At 61.3% G+C, this 13,271-nt stretch carries 14 protein-coding genes; 3 read left to right on the top strand and 11 right to left on the bottom strand.

The features are described 5' to 3' along the window. Window positions 1-213: 213 nt before the first annotated feature. Both ACFRJ9_RS14480 and ACFRJ9_RS14475 read left to right on the top strand, forming a co-directional pair. Window positions 214-657 (top strand): SRPBCC family protein, encoded by a 444-nt coding sequence (locus ACFRJ9_RS14480; RefSeq protein WP_377669164.1) that lies wholly within the window; start codon window positions 214-216, stop codon window positions 655-657. 371 nt (window positions 658-1,028) lie between these two features. Next, a complete protein-coding gene (locus ACFRJ9_RS14475) occupies window positions 1,029-1,448 on the top strand; it encodes a MarR family winged helix-turn-helix transcriptional regulator (RefSeq protein ID WP_377669162.1) in 420 nt (139 codons plus the stop codon). A 22-nt stretch (window positions 1,449-1,470) separates the two neighbouring features. Here ACFRJ9_RS14475 and ACFRJ9_RS14470 read toward each other — a convergent pair whose 3' ends face one another. From ACFRJ9_RS14470 to ACFRJ9_RS14435, 8 genes are all read right to left on the bottom strand, one after another. Continuing rightward, entirely contained in the window at window positions 1,471-1,815 is a 345-nt protein-coding gene (locus ACFRJ9_RS14470; RefSeq protein WP_377669160.1) for a hypothetical protein, read from the bottom strand. Between the two features lie 265 nt (window positions 1,816-2,080). Then, window positions 2,081-3,157 (bottom strand): YihY/virulence factor BrkB family protein, encoded by a 1,077-nt coding sequence (locus ACFRJ9_RS14465; protein ID WP_377669157.1) that lies wholly within the window; start codon window positions 3,155-3,157, stop codon window positions 2,081-2,083. A gap of 84 nt (window positions 3,158-3,241) precedes the next feature. Next, a complete protein-coding gene (locus tag ACFRJ9_RS14460; protein ID WP_377669155.1) occupies window positions 3,242-3,817 on the bottom strand; it encodes a DUF3618 domain-containing protein in 576 nt (191 codons plus the stop codon). Continuing rightward, complete coding sequence (locus tag ACFRJ9_RS14455; protein WP_377669153.1) at window positions 3,814-4,245, bottom strand: phage holin family protein; 432 nt, start codon at window positions 4,243-4,245, stop codon at window positions 3,814-3,816. Before ACFRJ9_RS14455 ends, ACFRJ9_RS14460 begins: the two co-directional genes overlap by 4 nt. Further along, on the bottom strand, window positions 4,242-5,147 hold the full coding sequence (locus ACFRJ9_RS14450) for a hypothetical protein (RefSeq protein WP_377669150.1): 906 nt from the start codon (window positions 5,145-5,147) through the stop codon (window positions 4,242-4,244). Before ACFRJ9_RS14450 ends, ACFRJ9_RS14455 begins: the two co-directional genes overlap by 4 nt. Before the next feature lie 492 nt (window positions 5,148-5,639). Continuing rightward, complete coding sequence (locus ACFRJ9_RS14445) at window positions 5,640-6,410, bottom strand: alpha/beta fold hydrolase (protein ID WP_377669148.1); 771 nt, start codon at window positions 6,408-6,410, stop codon at window positions 5,640-5,642. A gap of 280 nt (window positions 6,411-6,690) precedes the next feature. Further along, window positions 6,691-7,824, bottom strand: coding sequence for a glutathione-independent formaldehyde dehydrogenase (locus ACFRJ9_RS14440; protein ID WP_377669145.1), 1,134 nt, complete (start codon window positions 7,822-7,824; stop codon window positions 6,691-6,693). Between the two features lie 70 nt (window positions 7,825-7,894). Then, entirely contained in the window at window positions 7,895-8,788 is an 894-nt protein-coding gene (locus ACFRJ9_RS14435; RefSeq protein WP_377669143.1) for a glucose 1-dehydrogenase, read from the bottom strand. 334 nt (window positions 8,789-9,122) lie between these two features. Between ACFRJ9_RS14435 and ACFRJ9_RS14430 the strand changes: the two genes are divergently transcribed. Then, window positions 9,123-10,124, top strand: a complete 1,002-nt coding sequence (locus ACFRJ9_RS14430; protein ID WP_377669141.1) for a manganese catalase family protein — start codon at window positions 9,123-9,125, stop codon at window positions 10,122-10,124. 366 nt (window positions 10,125-10,490) lie between these two features. Here the strand turns inward: ACFRJ9_RS14430 and ACFRJ9_RS14425 are convergent, their stop codons facing one another. The 3 genes from ACFRJ9_RS14425 to ACFRJ9_RS14415 all read right to left on the bottom strand — a co-directional run bounded on the left by ACFRJ9_RS14425 (window position 10,491) and on the right by ACFRJ9_RS14415 (window position 13,240). Further along, entirely contained in the window at window positions 10,491-10,889 is a 399-nt protein-coding gene (locus ACFRJ9_RS14425) for a DUF3040 domain-containing protein (protein ID WP_377669138.1), read from the bottom strand. Between the two features lie 273 nt (window positions 10,890-11,162). Continuing rightward, the gene (locus tag ACFRJ9_RS14420) at window positions 11,163-12,596 is read right to left on the bottom strand and encodes a dihydrolipoyl dehydrogenase family protein (protein ID WP_377669135.1); all 1,434 of its coding nucleotides are present in this window, start codon (window positions 12,594-12,596) and stop codon (window positions 11,163-11,165) included. Beyond that, window positions 12,593-13,240 carry a VOC family protein gene (locus ACFRJ9_RS14415; protein WP_377669133.1) on the bottom strand — a complete coding sequence of 216 codons (648 nt, stop codon included), beginning with the start codon at window positions 13,238-13,240 and terminating at the stop codon, window positions 12,593-12,595. Before ACFRJ9_RS14415 ends, ACFRJ9_RS14420 begins: the two co-directional genes overlap by 4 nt. Window positions 13,241-13,271: the final 31 nt, after the last annotated feature.

Below are 13,271 nucleotides of genomic sequence, written 5' to 3'. Positions count from 1 at the left end.
AGAGCGCCGAGGCAAGGCCACGCACTGAACGGATCAGCATCGCTTTCCCATCGATGAAGCAGAGTAGAGACCGCACTAATGGTAAGAATACTGATAAATTGGCTGCCCACAAGGGTCGCTGGATGCCCGGCCCGGTCCAGTGGCCAACAACGGCTAAGCCCGCCTCGTTCGGTTTGCCGTTACGGGGTTCATTACGGTGCGAAAGGGATGCAAATGTCCACGATGACTCGGGTGTTCGACGCGACCGTCGAGCACGTCTGGAACGTCGTTGCTGATGGCTGGCTGTACTCCGGCTGGGTGGTCGGCGCCTCAAGGATCCGCGCTGTTGATGACCAATGGCCGCACGTCGACGCCATGCTCCATCACTCTGTGGGCGCTTGGCCGTTGCTGATCGACGACTCAACCCGTGTCACGGGCATGGAACGTGGGCGAAAACTCGAACTCCTCGCCAGAGGCTGGCCCTTGGGGGAAGCCAAAGTACTCGTAACGTTGGAAGACCTTGGGCCAAATCGCTGCCGCGTCTCCATCCAAGAAGACGCAGTCCGAGGACCCGGAAAACTCATTCCAAAGGTTCTCCGGGACCCCGTGATTGATGCCCGAAACCGGGAGACTCTCAAGCGCTTGGAACTGATGGCCAAAGGTGGGGCAGGGCGGTAGAACGAGCCGCCTTCCCTCCTGCCCAAGACCGGGTTCAACTGTGGACGGCCCGGCCCGCAGCGGCCGCAGAAACCGACCACCACCCCCTGGCTTTGACCGGGCCCTGACCAGCGGCCGGGTCGCCCACGGATAGGTGGCCTCGTTGGCAAGGGGCCAACACTTCCTATACCTTCAACAGTAAGGTCACTTATCTTTTCAAGCGTATGGTGGAAGTACAGGGTGGCTTGGGCGTCGCCTCCGTACAACAGAGAGGGTCGTGAACGCTTGCACAACGGGTCGGACGTAAGGACATGCGTCGTCAGCGCAACTGGATCAGGAGATCTCCCGGACAGCCAGGCCTGCAAGATAACGTGAGGCATTCCGGTGGCGGCATGGACGATGAACCACAGTTGATACTGCTGCAGCTGAGCGGGTTGCTTTCCGCGGCGGCCGCACTGGTTGAGGAGGAGTGGGCCAAAGGCCTGGCCGGCTTGGGTATAAGCGTGGCATCCGTGGCCATCCTTGAAGCCCTCACTGTCTCTGGGCGTACAACCCCAACGGCGCTTGCGCGGCGTATGCGCATTCGAGCCGATTCCCTCAGCTCACTGCTGGGTAAACTCGAAAAGGGCGGCTATGTACGCCGCCACGTGAGGGAATCCGCAGGGGCCAGCGCCACTGTCGTCATTACAGGCTCAGGGCTGACGCTGGTGCAGACGACCCGGCAGCTGGAGAGCGCCATTTTGGCGCGAGTGACCGCAAACGCCTCTGCACTACGTGAGGATCTTCAAGCAATAGTGAGCGCACTTGGCTGAGGCCACACTTTTGAGTGCCAGCTCAGGCCGTATGCGGCATGTCGTCTTGATCGGACTCAGGCAGCCCGAGGGCAGCAACTTCCGTGGAATCGGCCCACAGGGCCGTGTTGGTGACAGCGAAGTCCCGGGCGGCGGGGCCGACCATGACAAGACCGCGGTAGATGTGGACGCCGTTGTGCCTGACGCGCTTGCAGCCAGCGACCTGAAGACCTGTCTCAAATGCGCTGTCAGGGATGGGTATTTTGCGGCCTAAGGCGCACCAGCTGAGGTACAACCCATACAGTGTGTCGAGATCAAGGCCTTCGTCGGTATCATCCTCAAAGGCCACGGTTTCCCTCAGGAAATTGCCGATTTGGGTGCTGTTCATGATTGATGCCTCGTCCGTGCGAAGAACTGAGCGCCGGCTGCATCAGCGAGTGTCCCTGCTACCCACACTACAGCCCGCGGGGTTACTTCATAAGGTGCCGCAGCCGCTCATGGTCGGGGGAGAGTAGCGGCGTCGTTGCGTTCGTGAAATGTAGTGCGGATGTTCCTGAGGGCCGGATCACACTGAAGAAGATCCGGCGTATGGCAGTGGGACTGTTCGGATGAGCGCCCAGGCTCAAGTGATGTTGGGGAAGCATTCAGCTTGCCTATTTGTTGGTCGTGGCGTCGCCTTGTGTGTCGCGTATTTCCTCGCCACGACGGATATCCGCCTCTTCCTTTTCCTGGAGCTTGTCGCTCTTCTTGGTGTCGCGGGGTGGAAGCTGGATGGTTTCTTCGGCTTTAATGCCTCCTTGCAACTGGCGGCCGCGTTCCATTTCGGCGTCAAATTCCGCGCCGAACAGCAGTGACATGTTGAGGATCCAGAGCCACAGCAGCATGATGATGACGCCCGCCAAAGCACCGTAGGTCTTGTTGTAGTTGCTGAAGTTTGCAACGTAGAAGCCGAAGCCCAGTGATGCGAGGGCGAAAATCACCAAGGCGATAAGGGAACCCACGCTCATCCAGCGGAATTTGGGCTGTTTGACGTTGGGAGTGAAGTAGTACAGGACCGCAATAATGGCGATTACGACGACCATGAGGACCGGCCATTTGGCAATGTTCCAGACAGTCAGGAACGTCTCGGACAACCCGATGGCACCTCCGATGGCCTCTGCCACGGGACCGCTCAGGACCAGCATCGCCGCGACCAGGGCAGCACCCGCAACCGCCACAACGGTGACCGCAAGCATGGTGCCACGCAGTTTGATGAACCCGCGTCCCTCGTCCACTTCGTAGACGCGGTTCATGGCTCGGCTGAACGCGGTGACGTAGCCGGAAGCCGACCAGAGGGCAACGACAATGCCAAGGACCAAAGCGAATCCGGCCGCGTTGGACTTTGTCAGCTCCTCGATGGGCTGCCGCAGGGTGTCAACGCCTGGTCCTGGAGCGAACTCTTGGACGATATCCAGCAGTGCAGACGTTGTCTTCCCTGCATCCCCAAAGACTCCCAGTAGGGAAACCAGTGCTAGGAGTGCCGGGAAGAGGGCCAGTACACCGTAGTAGGTGAGGCCGGCTGCCGCATCGGGACATTGGTCTTTGGTGAATTCCCGCAGAGTCCGTTTCGCAATGTACATCCAGGTGGGTTTGGCAAGGTCGTTCGGGCTGTCTGGCTTACGGGGGTCCTCCGGGGAGGGTGCGGTCTTGGCCTTGGCTGCGCTGGTTTGGGCTGAATCGTGAATAGTCATAGGGCACTCGTTCGTGGGTGGTCGGGGGAATACCCCGACCTCGGTGGCATGCTTGCATTTGCCATTCGGAAGGTGATTCTCTGCCTACGGGTTGCTGACGTTGTCCTTGGCCGTCTCAGCCCGTTCTTGGACGTCAGAGGCTGCCGTCTGGCTCTCCTCCTTGATGTTTGTCGCTGCCTCGGTTGCAGTGTCCTTCACGTTCTGTATCGCATCCTGTGCAGGCGCTTTCAGGTGATCGGCCATTTCCTGGGCAGCGTGGCTCAGTTCCTCCGTGAGTGGTTGGGCTGCTTCCTTGACGGCTCGTGCAGCTTCGCGCTCCTTTTCCGAGGCGGGAAACAGGGATGAGACCAAAAGGCCTGCGCCGAAAGCGATCAGTCCTGCTGCGATCGGGCTGCCCTGAGTCTTTCGGGTGATGACCTGGGGCGTGTCACCGATCTCCGAAACGACGCCGGACACAGTGTCCTGCGCGTGTTGGGCGGCGTCGCCGGCACGCTCCTGGACATCATCGCTGGCGCCAAACACGGCGGTCTTGATTTTGTCTACCCGGCGGTTCACGATGTGTGACGGCGTGACCTTGTCCGCGACCGCATCAACGTTGGTGCTCAGCCGTCGGCGGGTTTCTTCGATATCGGCGCGAAGGGCGTCGGGGTTCTGCGTCATCGTGTCTCCTCAGTGTTCGGTTTCAAAGCCGGGGGTATTTCCTTGACCGTCTCAGCTGTCCGGGGCAGGCCCTTGATGGTGTTCAGTTCCTTGCGGCCGAGCGTGGCCAGGACGGCAGCGGCGATTCCCCAGATGACCGCGACAATAACCGCGGACCATCCGAGTCCAATAAGCTGGCCCACCGCCCACCAGAGGGCAATGGACAGGAACAGCACGGTGATGTGGCCGGCGTATGCGGCTCCGCCCAGCATTCCCGCGCCCTTGCCTGCCTTGGTGGCGGACTCCTTGAGTTCCGCTTTGGCCAACTCCACTTCCTGGCGCATCAACGTGGAAACGTCCCGCGTCAGGTCGCCCAACAGCTCGCCAAGGGGCAGCGTCTCTGCCTTCACATGGGCATCTGTGGGCGGCAGGTCGGTGGAACTGCTCATTGGTGTCCTCCGTAATGGGGGTCTTTCTGTTCAAGGGATCCTGCCAAGGGGTCGCCTTGGGTATTTATTCCACCGGCCTCGGTTTCCGGATACGGCAGCGTCGACCCGTCGATTCCGCCAGTAGTTCCTGCGTCGTAGCCGTTGCTGGCCGCGCCGCCGGGTGCAGTGATGTACGAAGCCGTTGTGGCGTCCGGTCCAGGCAGCTCAACTGCAGGCGGGGGAACGGTTGAACCCGCGGCGGGCTTGTAGGTTGAGCCTGTCGCAGCGGCCCCGTCGGGGGATCCGTTTCCTGTCATGCCCCGCCCCAGACGGCCCGCAAGTACGCCGGCCCCGGCAGCCAACAGCAGGAAGGTTCCCGGCTTGCGGCGTGCGAAGCCCTTAAGTTCATCCAGAAGCGATCCTGGATCCCGTCCGTCGAGCCACTGGGCAACCGAGGAAGAACGCTGGGCGGCCTGTTGGACCAAGTCGGTGGCGACTCCACCGTTCTCCGTGGAGTTGGCCATGGTGGACAACTCGTCGGAAATTGACCGTAAACCCTCGGCAACCCGCTGCTGCTGGGCCCGAGCTTGATCGGACAGCTCGCCCTTGGTCTGCGTGAGCAGCTGGCGGGCGTTCACCTTGACCTCGTGGGCCACATTGTCGGCCTCGGACTTGGCTGCGTCGACGACTCCGCTCGCGGCGTCGCCTACGGCACCGGCTACTCCGGCGGCTTCCTGCTTGGCAGTCTCGACCGTTCCGGCATCAGCAGTTCCAGTTCCTGAATTGGTAGTTGTGGGTCGGACCGTTTCAAATTCACCGGGCGGCGCGTCCAGGTAGCTGCCGGTGAACGGTTGAGTCCCTGCGTGGGCCCCAACCCTTGGTGTCGCGAAGCTTCCGTCCTGCGGAGATTGGCTCTCAGTCATTGTCGCTCTCTTTTCCACGGTTGGCAGGCTGCGGACAGCAGCCGGAACAGGAAGTACTGCCACTTATCAATGCGCGTTGACCCCACAGAACATGCCGGGGGTTCAAAGTTGGTGCTGGTTCTGGAGCCCGGCCGAATTAGCCTCCCTGCGTGGGACGCGGCTAAACGGGAGGGATGAAAGGATGGGCGGCCTGTCACGGGCATAAGCCCTCTGGCCTTCAGAAGGGGTGAGCGCGTGGCCTGACTCTCTGAAAGCTAAGCATACTTATCATCTGCGATCAAGAGGCACACGTGGCTTACCCGATGTCTCAGCGAAATTCTTGTGGTGCCCGAACTGGGAATGCCGGGACGTGCTGACCAAGTCCGGCCCGGGGCAAACAGATTCAGCCTCTCGCCAAAGTAAGGCCTCAGTTTCCGGCAGGGGGTATTGACCTGCGGAAACTCCCCGTTGGGTCATGATCGGCGAGTCCTGGCAGCTCAGGGCGGTAAGGGGTTAACTCGCGGTCGATGGCGCCGAGTGTTCTCTCTCGGTGGTTGCAGCGGCCCCTGACAGGATGTCGGCCAGTTCCACGGGTTTGCTCAGCATGGGGAAATGGCCCGTTTCGATCTCGATGACCGGTATGCCGGCCGTTCGGGCTTTTTCGGCAGCGCTGGTCATGGGGTCTGCGCCGCCGTGGGATGTGCACGCGATGAAAATTCGGGGGATTCTCTGAGCAGCCGCGTTGGAAACTTTGGCATGTTCCCGGTAGGTTCCGATGGGGTGCGCTCCGCGCTTGGCGAGGACTTCACGGATGGCGTCAGGGTCAATCCCGTCACCGAAGGGGCCAAGATCGCCAAGCTTGGGCAGTGGGACTGGCGGCATGCGCCATCCATCGCCGGTGGTTGCCGCCGCGTCCTGCAAAGCTGTTTTCACTTCGGCTGGTAAGTAATCGAACATCGAGCGCCCGTTCTCGGGCATGAGGGCATCGAGGTAGACCAGGGCAGCGATCCGGTGCGGCACGCATTCGGCTGCCCCGCCAACCACGAGTCCGCCGTAACTGAAGCCAACCAGCAGAACTCTGTCATGGAGGGTTTGGACCAGATGCCGGACCTCAGCGATGTGCGTCGAGAGCGAGATGCCGGGTCCGCCGTCGTTCGTCCTCTCGCCGGTTCCAGAGAGCGTCGGCGAATAAACGCGGTGGCCCCGACGCCGCAGTTCTGCGGCCTCGGCATCCCATAGCCATCCGCCGGTTCCCGCTCCGTGGACAAGTATGAAGGTGGCCATGACGTGTGCTCCCTTGCCTGCTAAGGATGAGACTACTCAGCCGACGGCGCACCGACAACGAAAAACTTTCCTTGGCTGCCGGCTTCCAGGAGCGTGCAGGATTGGGGTCGCGACCAGCACAACGATCGCGCTCCTTAACTGCTTCCAGGTGCCAACGTGCCCCACTGTCTGGAAGGAGTTCGGTGGCGTAAATGCTGGCCGGTGCTTGCCTGCGGTGAAGACAGGGCGCGCTAGTGGCGGCGCGGTCTTCAGTTAGTCCAGGGTTGAGGGCTTCGGTGGACTATGGCTTGAGCAGGACTTTGGTGTAACCGTCGATCCGCTTGTCGAACTTTTCGTAGGCACCGACGGCGTCCTGGAGAGGTACTTCGTGGGAAACGATCCACGACGGGCTGGATTTGCCGCGGATGATCAGGTCACGGAGTTCCCGGTTGTACTTTTTGACCGGGCATTGGCCGCCGGCGAGACTGATGCCTTTGGTGAACATTTCTCCGTAGTTGAAGGCGTATCTGCCTTCCTTGGCCAGTTCAGTGGTGGCACCAGGATCCTCCGGGACGTAGACCCCAACTACTCCGATGTGTCCGGTGGCGCGCACGACTTTGACCAGGTTGTCCAGGACCATTTCGGGATGTTCCTGGCCGGTGTGGTCGTGGGCTTGGTATCCGACTGCTTCGATGCCGCAGTCGGCACCGAACCCGTCCGTTGCTTCTGTGATGGCTTCGGTGGGGTCAGTGTCGGCAAAGTTGATCGCTGTGGCGCCGATCTCCGTTGCCAGGGCGAGGCGGTCCTTTTCCTTGTCGACGACGAATACCTGGGAGGCGCCTTTGAGGAAGGCACTGTGGGCCGCCATCAAGCCGACCGGCCCGGCGCCGAACACAGCGACGGACTTGCCCGGGCCCACCATTGCCATTTCGGCGCCGTGGTAGCCGGTCGGAAAAACGTCAGAGAGCATAGTGAAGTCGTTCTCGTGGTCCGTTCCTCCAGGCAGTTCGAGTAGGTTGAAGTCGGCCCAGGGGACCCGTAGCAGTTCTGCCTGCCCACCCCAGTAAGGCCCCATTTTCGGGTATCCGTACCCGGCGCCGGGCTGGCCGGAGGGGTTGGCGCGCAAGCACGCAGACGTGAAGCCGTTGTTGCAGTTCCTGCAGGTTCCGCAGGCCAGGTTGAACGGTACTGATACGCGGTCGCCTACCTTGATGCGGTTGACTCCAGGCCCGATTTCCTCAACGATTCCCATGTTTTCGTGACCGAGCACCATGCCGGCGGCGAGGTCCGCCCGACCTTCGTAGGGGTGCAAGTCCGAGCCACAGATGTTGGCCGTGGTGATGCGGATGATCGCATCAAGCGGCTCCTCGATTCTCGGATCGGTGACGTCTTCCACGGACAGTTCATAGGGGGCTTCAAAAACTACTGCTTTCATGACTCTTCCTGCTCCTTACCTTGGGCTTTGGTGTTCGTGCAGGTGTGCGGCCGATGCCGCTGGCCGGCATTCATGGCGTGGGGTTGCCGCCATTGACATTCAGGGTCTCGCCCACCACATAGCTGGATTCGGGTGAGGCGAGGAAGACGTAGGCGGGAGCGAGTTCGGCTGGTTGCCCGGCGCGGCCCAGGGGAGTGGAATGCCCGAATTCCGGCAGCGCCTCTTTGGGCTGGCCGCTGCTGACCTGCAGCGGGGTCCAGATCGGACCTGGCGCCACGGCGTTGACACGGATTCCTTGCGGTGCCAGTTGTTGGGCCAGACCTTTGGTGAAGTTGTTGATGCTGGCCTTGGTGGTGGCATAGTCCACCAGGGTCGGTGACGGGCTATAGGCCTGGATGGATGTGGTGTTGATGATGGCGGAACCGGCGGGCAGATGGGGGAGTGCGGCTTTGGTCAGCCAGAACATTGCGTACACGTTGGTTTTCAGGGTGTGGTCGAATTGCTCATCGGTGATGTCGGCAAGGTTCTCCTGTGCCACCTGCTTGCCCGCGTTGTTGACGAGGATGTCGATTCCGCCCAGAACTTCGACGGCGGTGTCCACCACCTCCCTGCACACGGCCGGGTCCTTGAGATCACCCGGCACTTTCACCGCCTTGCGGCCGGCGGCCTCGATGATGCCGGCAATTCGGGCGGCGTCCACTTCTTCCTCGGGAAGGTAGGAAAGCACGACGTCGGCCCCCTCTCGGGCGAAGGCGATGGCCGTTGCTGCACCGATTCCCGAATCCGCTCCGGTGACGATCGCCTTTCGACCTTCCAGCCGGCCGGACCCCCGGTAGCTGTCTTCGCCGAGGTCCGCTCTGGGTTTCAGTTCTGCGTCGAGGCCGGGCTCGGGCTGGTGCTGTTTGGGTGGGGAAATCTGTTCGTAGGCGGTGACCGGGTTTCGGAAGGTGTATTGGTCCGTCATGGTGGTCCTCCTGTGGGAAGGGTGGTTTCTTGCCGAGATATTGAATCTGTGCCGCGTTCCATGCGTCGACATGGCTGATGTTGCGTGGATCAGGACGACGGAACGGCTGTTGCCTCCGGTGCCTAAGCGGCCAGCCTACCTAAATAATAAGCATCCTGTCTTTCTTGGCTCGAAGCCACGTCCCACTCCGGCCTTATCGATGGCTACCAGGGCGGTTGGATGCCGGGTTCATCCTTGCCAGAAATAATAAGCATGCTTATGGTTGTGATTCCGGGATGGCCAGCAGTGGATTTCCATCCCCAAGGACGCAGTTCGAACAACGTGAGGAATCGCAATGTACCTGCACACCCAACTTCTCATCAACGAAATTGCTGCTGACGAGCCCGATCCCGCAGCCGCCAACGCACTCCAGGAAGGCCTGGGCGGGCAGTTCGGAGAGATGCGCACCATGATGCAGTACCTCTTCCAAAGCATGAATTTCCGCGGCGACCCTGCGTCCAAGCCGTACAAGGACCTCCTTCAAGGCATCGGTACGGAAGAGATCAGCCACGTAGAGCTCATCGGAACCACCATTTCCCAGCTCCTCGATGGGTCGCCGCGCTACCAGGGCAAGAAGTCCGATCCTGTGGACCAGCCGGGCGCAGGAGGAGCAACTCCCCTGAAGATCGCACTGGACACCAGCAACATCCACCACTATCTGGTGGGCGCCCAAGGTGCCTTGCCGGTGGACGCCGCGGGTAACCCGTGGAGCGGATCCTACGTGTACAACAGCGGAAACCTGGTGTTGGACCTGCTCTACAACCTGATGCTGGAATCCACCGGCCGGCTCCAGAAGTGTCGTATCTACGAGATGACGGACAACAAGACGGCGCGCTCCACTATCGCCTACTTGATCGTCCGCGACCAGGCCCACGAAAATGCCTACGCCAAGGCTCTGGAGAGCCTCGGTGTGAACTGGGGGAAAGTCCTTCCCATCCCGAAGACCAACGCGGAGCACTTTCCGGAAGTGAAGAAGCTCCTGGACCTGGGACTTCAGAGCATCCAGTACACCTTCAGTGCTGACAACCTCAGCGAAGCGGGCAAGCTCTACCGTGGGGCTTCACCATCCAACGACGGCACCGAGCTCAGCACCCAGCAGCAGCCTGACGGATTCCCCATGACCATCTCACCGGAACGCAAGGAAGAATTCGCGCCCGGCCTGGACTCGGCACTCATGGCCCTGATCCAGGCCACGGCCGAGCAGGAGCTCAAGGACGCCGACAGCCCCGGCGAAGCGAAGGCGTCTCCAACCAAGCGGTCCACTTCCAAGGCTGCAAGTGCGAAGGCCAAGAAGTAGTGCAGGCGGGATCATCATCACCAGGTTTCATGGGTGGCGTTTGATGAGATAGTGCGCTGGTCCTCTGACAAACGTCGCGCAGTTGCGTCCTCCACCGAGGAGTCAGCTGCCCTGGTCGGGTGGCCTGATGGGTCGTTGCATTTCCACGTTGAGTCGGTCCGCGAGTTTGTCTGTCCAGTTGGCAGGGACATTGATGAGCGCTGATAAGAAGCAATTCAGACACCTTGTAGTAGGGCTATCGTTCCCTGTTCGCGGTAAGGTCGCGGGGTCTTGCGCGTCTGGTCCGAATGCCAAAAACCAGGCCGTGCACAAGTGCAGACGCGCTGTCCTTTGCTGAATGTTTTCAGCGTGGCTTGGTTGATCTCTTTAGACCCAGGGGAACATAATCGCCCACCAGGCTGCGCTGCTGTAGCCGTCCTTGGGTTCTGCTTTCGGCGCGCGCGTGGTCTCATTCTTTGTTTCGGCCGTCTTCGGCTGAGGCGTCCTCCGGAGGTTCAGCTTTTTGGTGGCGACGTAGAGCCCTGTCACCATGGCGGCAAAACCGGAGAGCCCGACGAGGATATTGGCCGCGGGGTCTTGCAGGCCGACGCCCAGGAAGAGGATTACGAAACCAGCAAGCGTGATGAGGACGCCGCCGACGATAGTGCGGACCGATGTGGTGGGGGCGGGTTCTGGTTCCATTGCTTTGGCGAACCCGGGATCGTCCTGCTTGAATTGCTGCTCGAGTTGTTCGAGCATCTTCTGTTCGTGGTCGGTGAGCGCCATCAGTGGCTCCGGCCTGATCCAAATGTCGGGGCAGTTGACGTGCGCCCGCGGGGGCCGACATGTTCTGCGGGAAGCGTGCGTTTGGCGTTTCTGTCTGAATGGCTGATTGCCATTGGGTCTTCTCTCTTGTTCATCCAGAGGGCGGTTGAGGGCAGCTGTCGCTAGCGCGATTGATGTTTTGGGGCTCCGCCCCGGTCGGGGAAGGATTATTTACTCCAGGTAGGTGGAGGTCCTGTCCCCGACCGGGGTAGGGAGCCGTGGGGAGACTGTGTGCTATTGGGTTTCTCGCCCGTAGCTCTCCAGGAGGCGGAGCCATATTTCGCTCACCGTGGGATATGCGGGGACAGCGTGCCAGAGTCTGTCCAAGGGAACCTCGGCGACGATTGCGATGGTTGCAGCGTGCAGCAGTTCGCTGACGTCGGGGCCTACGAAGGTGACTCCCAGGACGACTTTCCGTGCTTCATCGACCACCATCCGGGCGGTGCCTTTGTAGCCTTCGGCATGCAGGCCGGCGCCGGCCACGTTCCCTATTTCGTAGTCGACAACACGGATGTCGTAACCGGCCTTTGCGGCGGCATGGGCGGTCAGTCCAACGGAGGCAATCTCGGGATCTGTGAAAGTGACCTGTGGTACTGCTGCGTGGTCGGCTGTTGCAACGTGCCGGCCCCACGGGGCGACATCCACTGCCGCTCCCGTTGCCCTGGCAACGATGACGTCGCCGACGGCCCGTGCCTGGTACTTGCCCTGGTGGGTGAGCAGTGCCCGGTTCGTTACATCGCCTGCGGCGTAGAGCCAGCTATAGCCCGGAACCCGCAAGGTGTCGTCCGTCTCGATCCATTCGCCGGGGGTGAGCCCTACGCTGCCAAGCCCGGCGTCGCCGGTGTTGGGTGTGCGGCCGGTTGCGATGAGCACTTCTTGTGCCGTGATGGTTTGACCGTCGCTGGTTTCGACCGTGACGGCGTTCCCGTCGCGGTGGACGCTGGTGGTTTTAGTGTCCAGGAGCAGGTTGACGCCTTGTTCGCGGAGGGCGGCGCCGACTTGCTCACCGGCGAACGGTTCCATGGTGGTCAGGAGACCGCTGCGGGAAATCAAGGTCACTGCCGTCCCGAATCCGGCAAACGCTGCCGCCATCTCGGTGGCGACGACGCCTCCGCCGATGATAGCGAGGCTTTCAGGGATTGTCTTGATGCTGGTGGCTTCCCTGCTTGTCCAAGGTTGCGCATCAGCCAGCCCTTCGATGTCGGGCACATGGGCGCCTGAGCCGGTTGCTACTGCCACGGCATGCCGGGCGGTGATTTCCCGGGTTGACCCGTCTGCGGCGGTGACAGTGACCCGCTTTGTTCCGGTGATTCGGCCGTGGCCCCGGATCAGGCCGATCCCGGCGCTGTCGAGCCATTGGACTTGCCCGGCGTCGGACCAATTACTGGTGTAGTAGTCGCGTCGTGCGAGAACCGCTTCAATGTTGAGCTGCCCGGTGACTGCCTCGGCGGCACCCGGGAGTTGGCGGGCTGCGCGAAGGGCCTGGGTGGAGCGGAGCAGGACTTTGGAGGGCATGCATGCCCAGTAAGAGCATTCTCCGCCGACGAGTTCGTTTTCCACGATGACGGCTGTGAGGCCGCCTTGGACGGCTCGGTCGGCGATGTTTTCTCCGACGGCGCCGCCGCCGAGGATGATCAGGTCATACTCTGCGGATGCGTGGTCGCTCATCGTCCGGGTGCCCTGGTGAGGACTTCCTGAAGGAACCAGCCGTTGCCGTCCGGGTCGCTGAAGGATGCAAAGGAGCCGTAGTCGGCCCTGTCCGGGGACGGGCCACTGATGCGGTTCCGTCCGCCGGGTTGGTGGAAGAGCCCGTCGGCGTCATGCCAGACTTCGCTGATGTCGATCCCGCGACGGTGCAGCTCCGACTGTGCGGCGACGATGTCCTTGACGATGAGGTGGAGGTTCTGGACCGATCCGGGTGCAGATTCCGTGACGCCCTTGCCGAAGATGATGGACATTTCCGAACCGGGCGGGGTGAGCTGGATGATTCTGAAGTTCTCGCTGATGTTGAAGTCCGCGTCCACGCGGAAACCAGCTTTCTCGTAGAATTCCTTGGCCCGGTCGACGTCCGTGACGGGAAGGACGAGGACTTCAAGTTTCAGTTCCAGGGTGCTGGTTTCCTTGGGCTTCTCTTCTGCCGCTAGGGCCAGGTTGTAGCCGTCATTGGCCAGTGCTTGGCTCATGTGGTCGGCGTACCAGGTGGGCCACTCGACGTCGTGGACACCGCCGAGGACGGTGGCCTCGTAGACGCCGTGATCGGTCGCGGCTTGGTCGAGGGCGTTTTTCAGGATTTCGGTGGTGGGGACAGACATTGTGTTGCTCCTTGTTGGGGTTTGGATGGTG

The sequence above is a fragment of the Paenarthrobacter sp. NPDC056912 genome (assembly GCF_042786555.1).
GTDB lineage: Bacteria > Actinomycetota > Actinomycetes > Actinomycetales > Micrococcaceae > Arthrobacter.
This window is presented reverse-complemented; position numbering and strand designations above follow the sequence as displayed.

Bases quoted from the DNA above. Each gene is read 5' to 3' on its own strand.
- ACFRJ9_RS14480 (WP_377669164.1), top strand. From the start codon at position 214: ATGTCCACGATGACTCGGGTGTTCGACGCGACCGTCGAGCACGTCTGG.
- ACFRJ9_RS14475 (WP_377669162.1), top strand. From the start codon at position 1,029: ATGGACGATGAACCACAGTTGATACTGCTGCAGCTGAGCGGGTTGCTT.
- ACFRJ9_RS14470 (WP_377669160.1), bottom strand. From the start codon at position 1,815: ATGAACAGCACCCAAATCGGCAATTTCCTGAGGGAAACCGTGGCCTTT.
- ACFRJ9_RS14465 (WP_377669157.1), bottom strand. From the start codon at position 3,157: ATGACTATTCACGATTCAGCCCAAACCAGCGCAGCCAAGGCCAAGACC.
- ACFRJ9_RS14460 (WP_377669155.1), bottom strand. From the start codon at position 3,817: ATGACGCAGAACCCCGACGCCCTTCGCGCCGATATCGAAGAAACCCGC.
- ACFRJ9_RS14455 (WP_377669153.1), bottom strand. From the start codon at position 4,245: ATGAGCAGTTCCACCGACCTGCCGCCCACAGATGCCCATGTGAAGGCA.
- ACFRJ9_RS14450 (WP_377669150.1), bottom strand. From the start codon at position 5,147: ATGACTGAGAGCCAATCTCCGCAGGACGGAAGCTTCGCGACACCAAGG.
- ACFRJ9_RS14445 (WP_377669148.1), bottom strand. From the start codon at position 6,410: ATGGCCACCTTCATACTTGTCCACGGAGCGGGAACCGGCGGATGGCTA.
- ACFRJ9_RS14440 (WP_377669145.1), bottom strand. From the start codon at position 7,824: ATGAAAGCAGTAGTTTTTGAAGCCCCCTATGAACTGTCCGTGGAAGAC.
- ACFRJ9_RS14435 (WP_377669143.1), bottom strand. From the start codon at position 8,788: ATGACGGACCAATACACCTTCCGAAACCCGGTCACCGCCTACGAACAG.
- ACFRJ9_RS14430 (WP_377669141.1), top strand. From the start codon at position 9,123: ATGTACCTGCACACCCAACTTCTCATCAACGAAATTGCTGCTGACGAG.
- ACFRJ9_RS14425 (WP_377669138.1), bottom strand. From the start codon at position 10,889: ATGGCGCTCACCGACCACGAACAGAAGATGCTCGAACAACTCGAGCAG.
- ACFRJ9_RS14420 (WP_377669135.1), bottom strand. From the start codon at position 12,596: ATGAGCGACCACGCATCCGCAGAGTATGACCTGATCATCCTCGGCGGC.
- ACFRJ9_RS14415 (WP_377669133.1), bottom strand. From the start codon at position 13,240: ATGTCTGTCCCCACCACCGAAATCCTGAAAAACGCCCTCGACCAAGCC.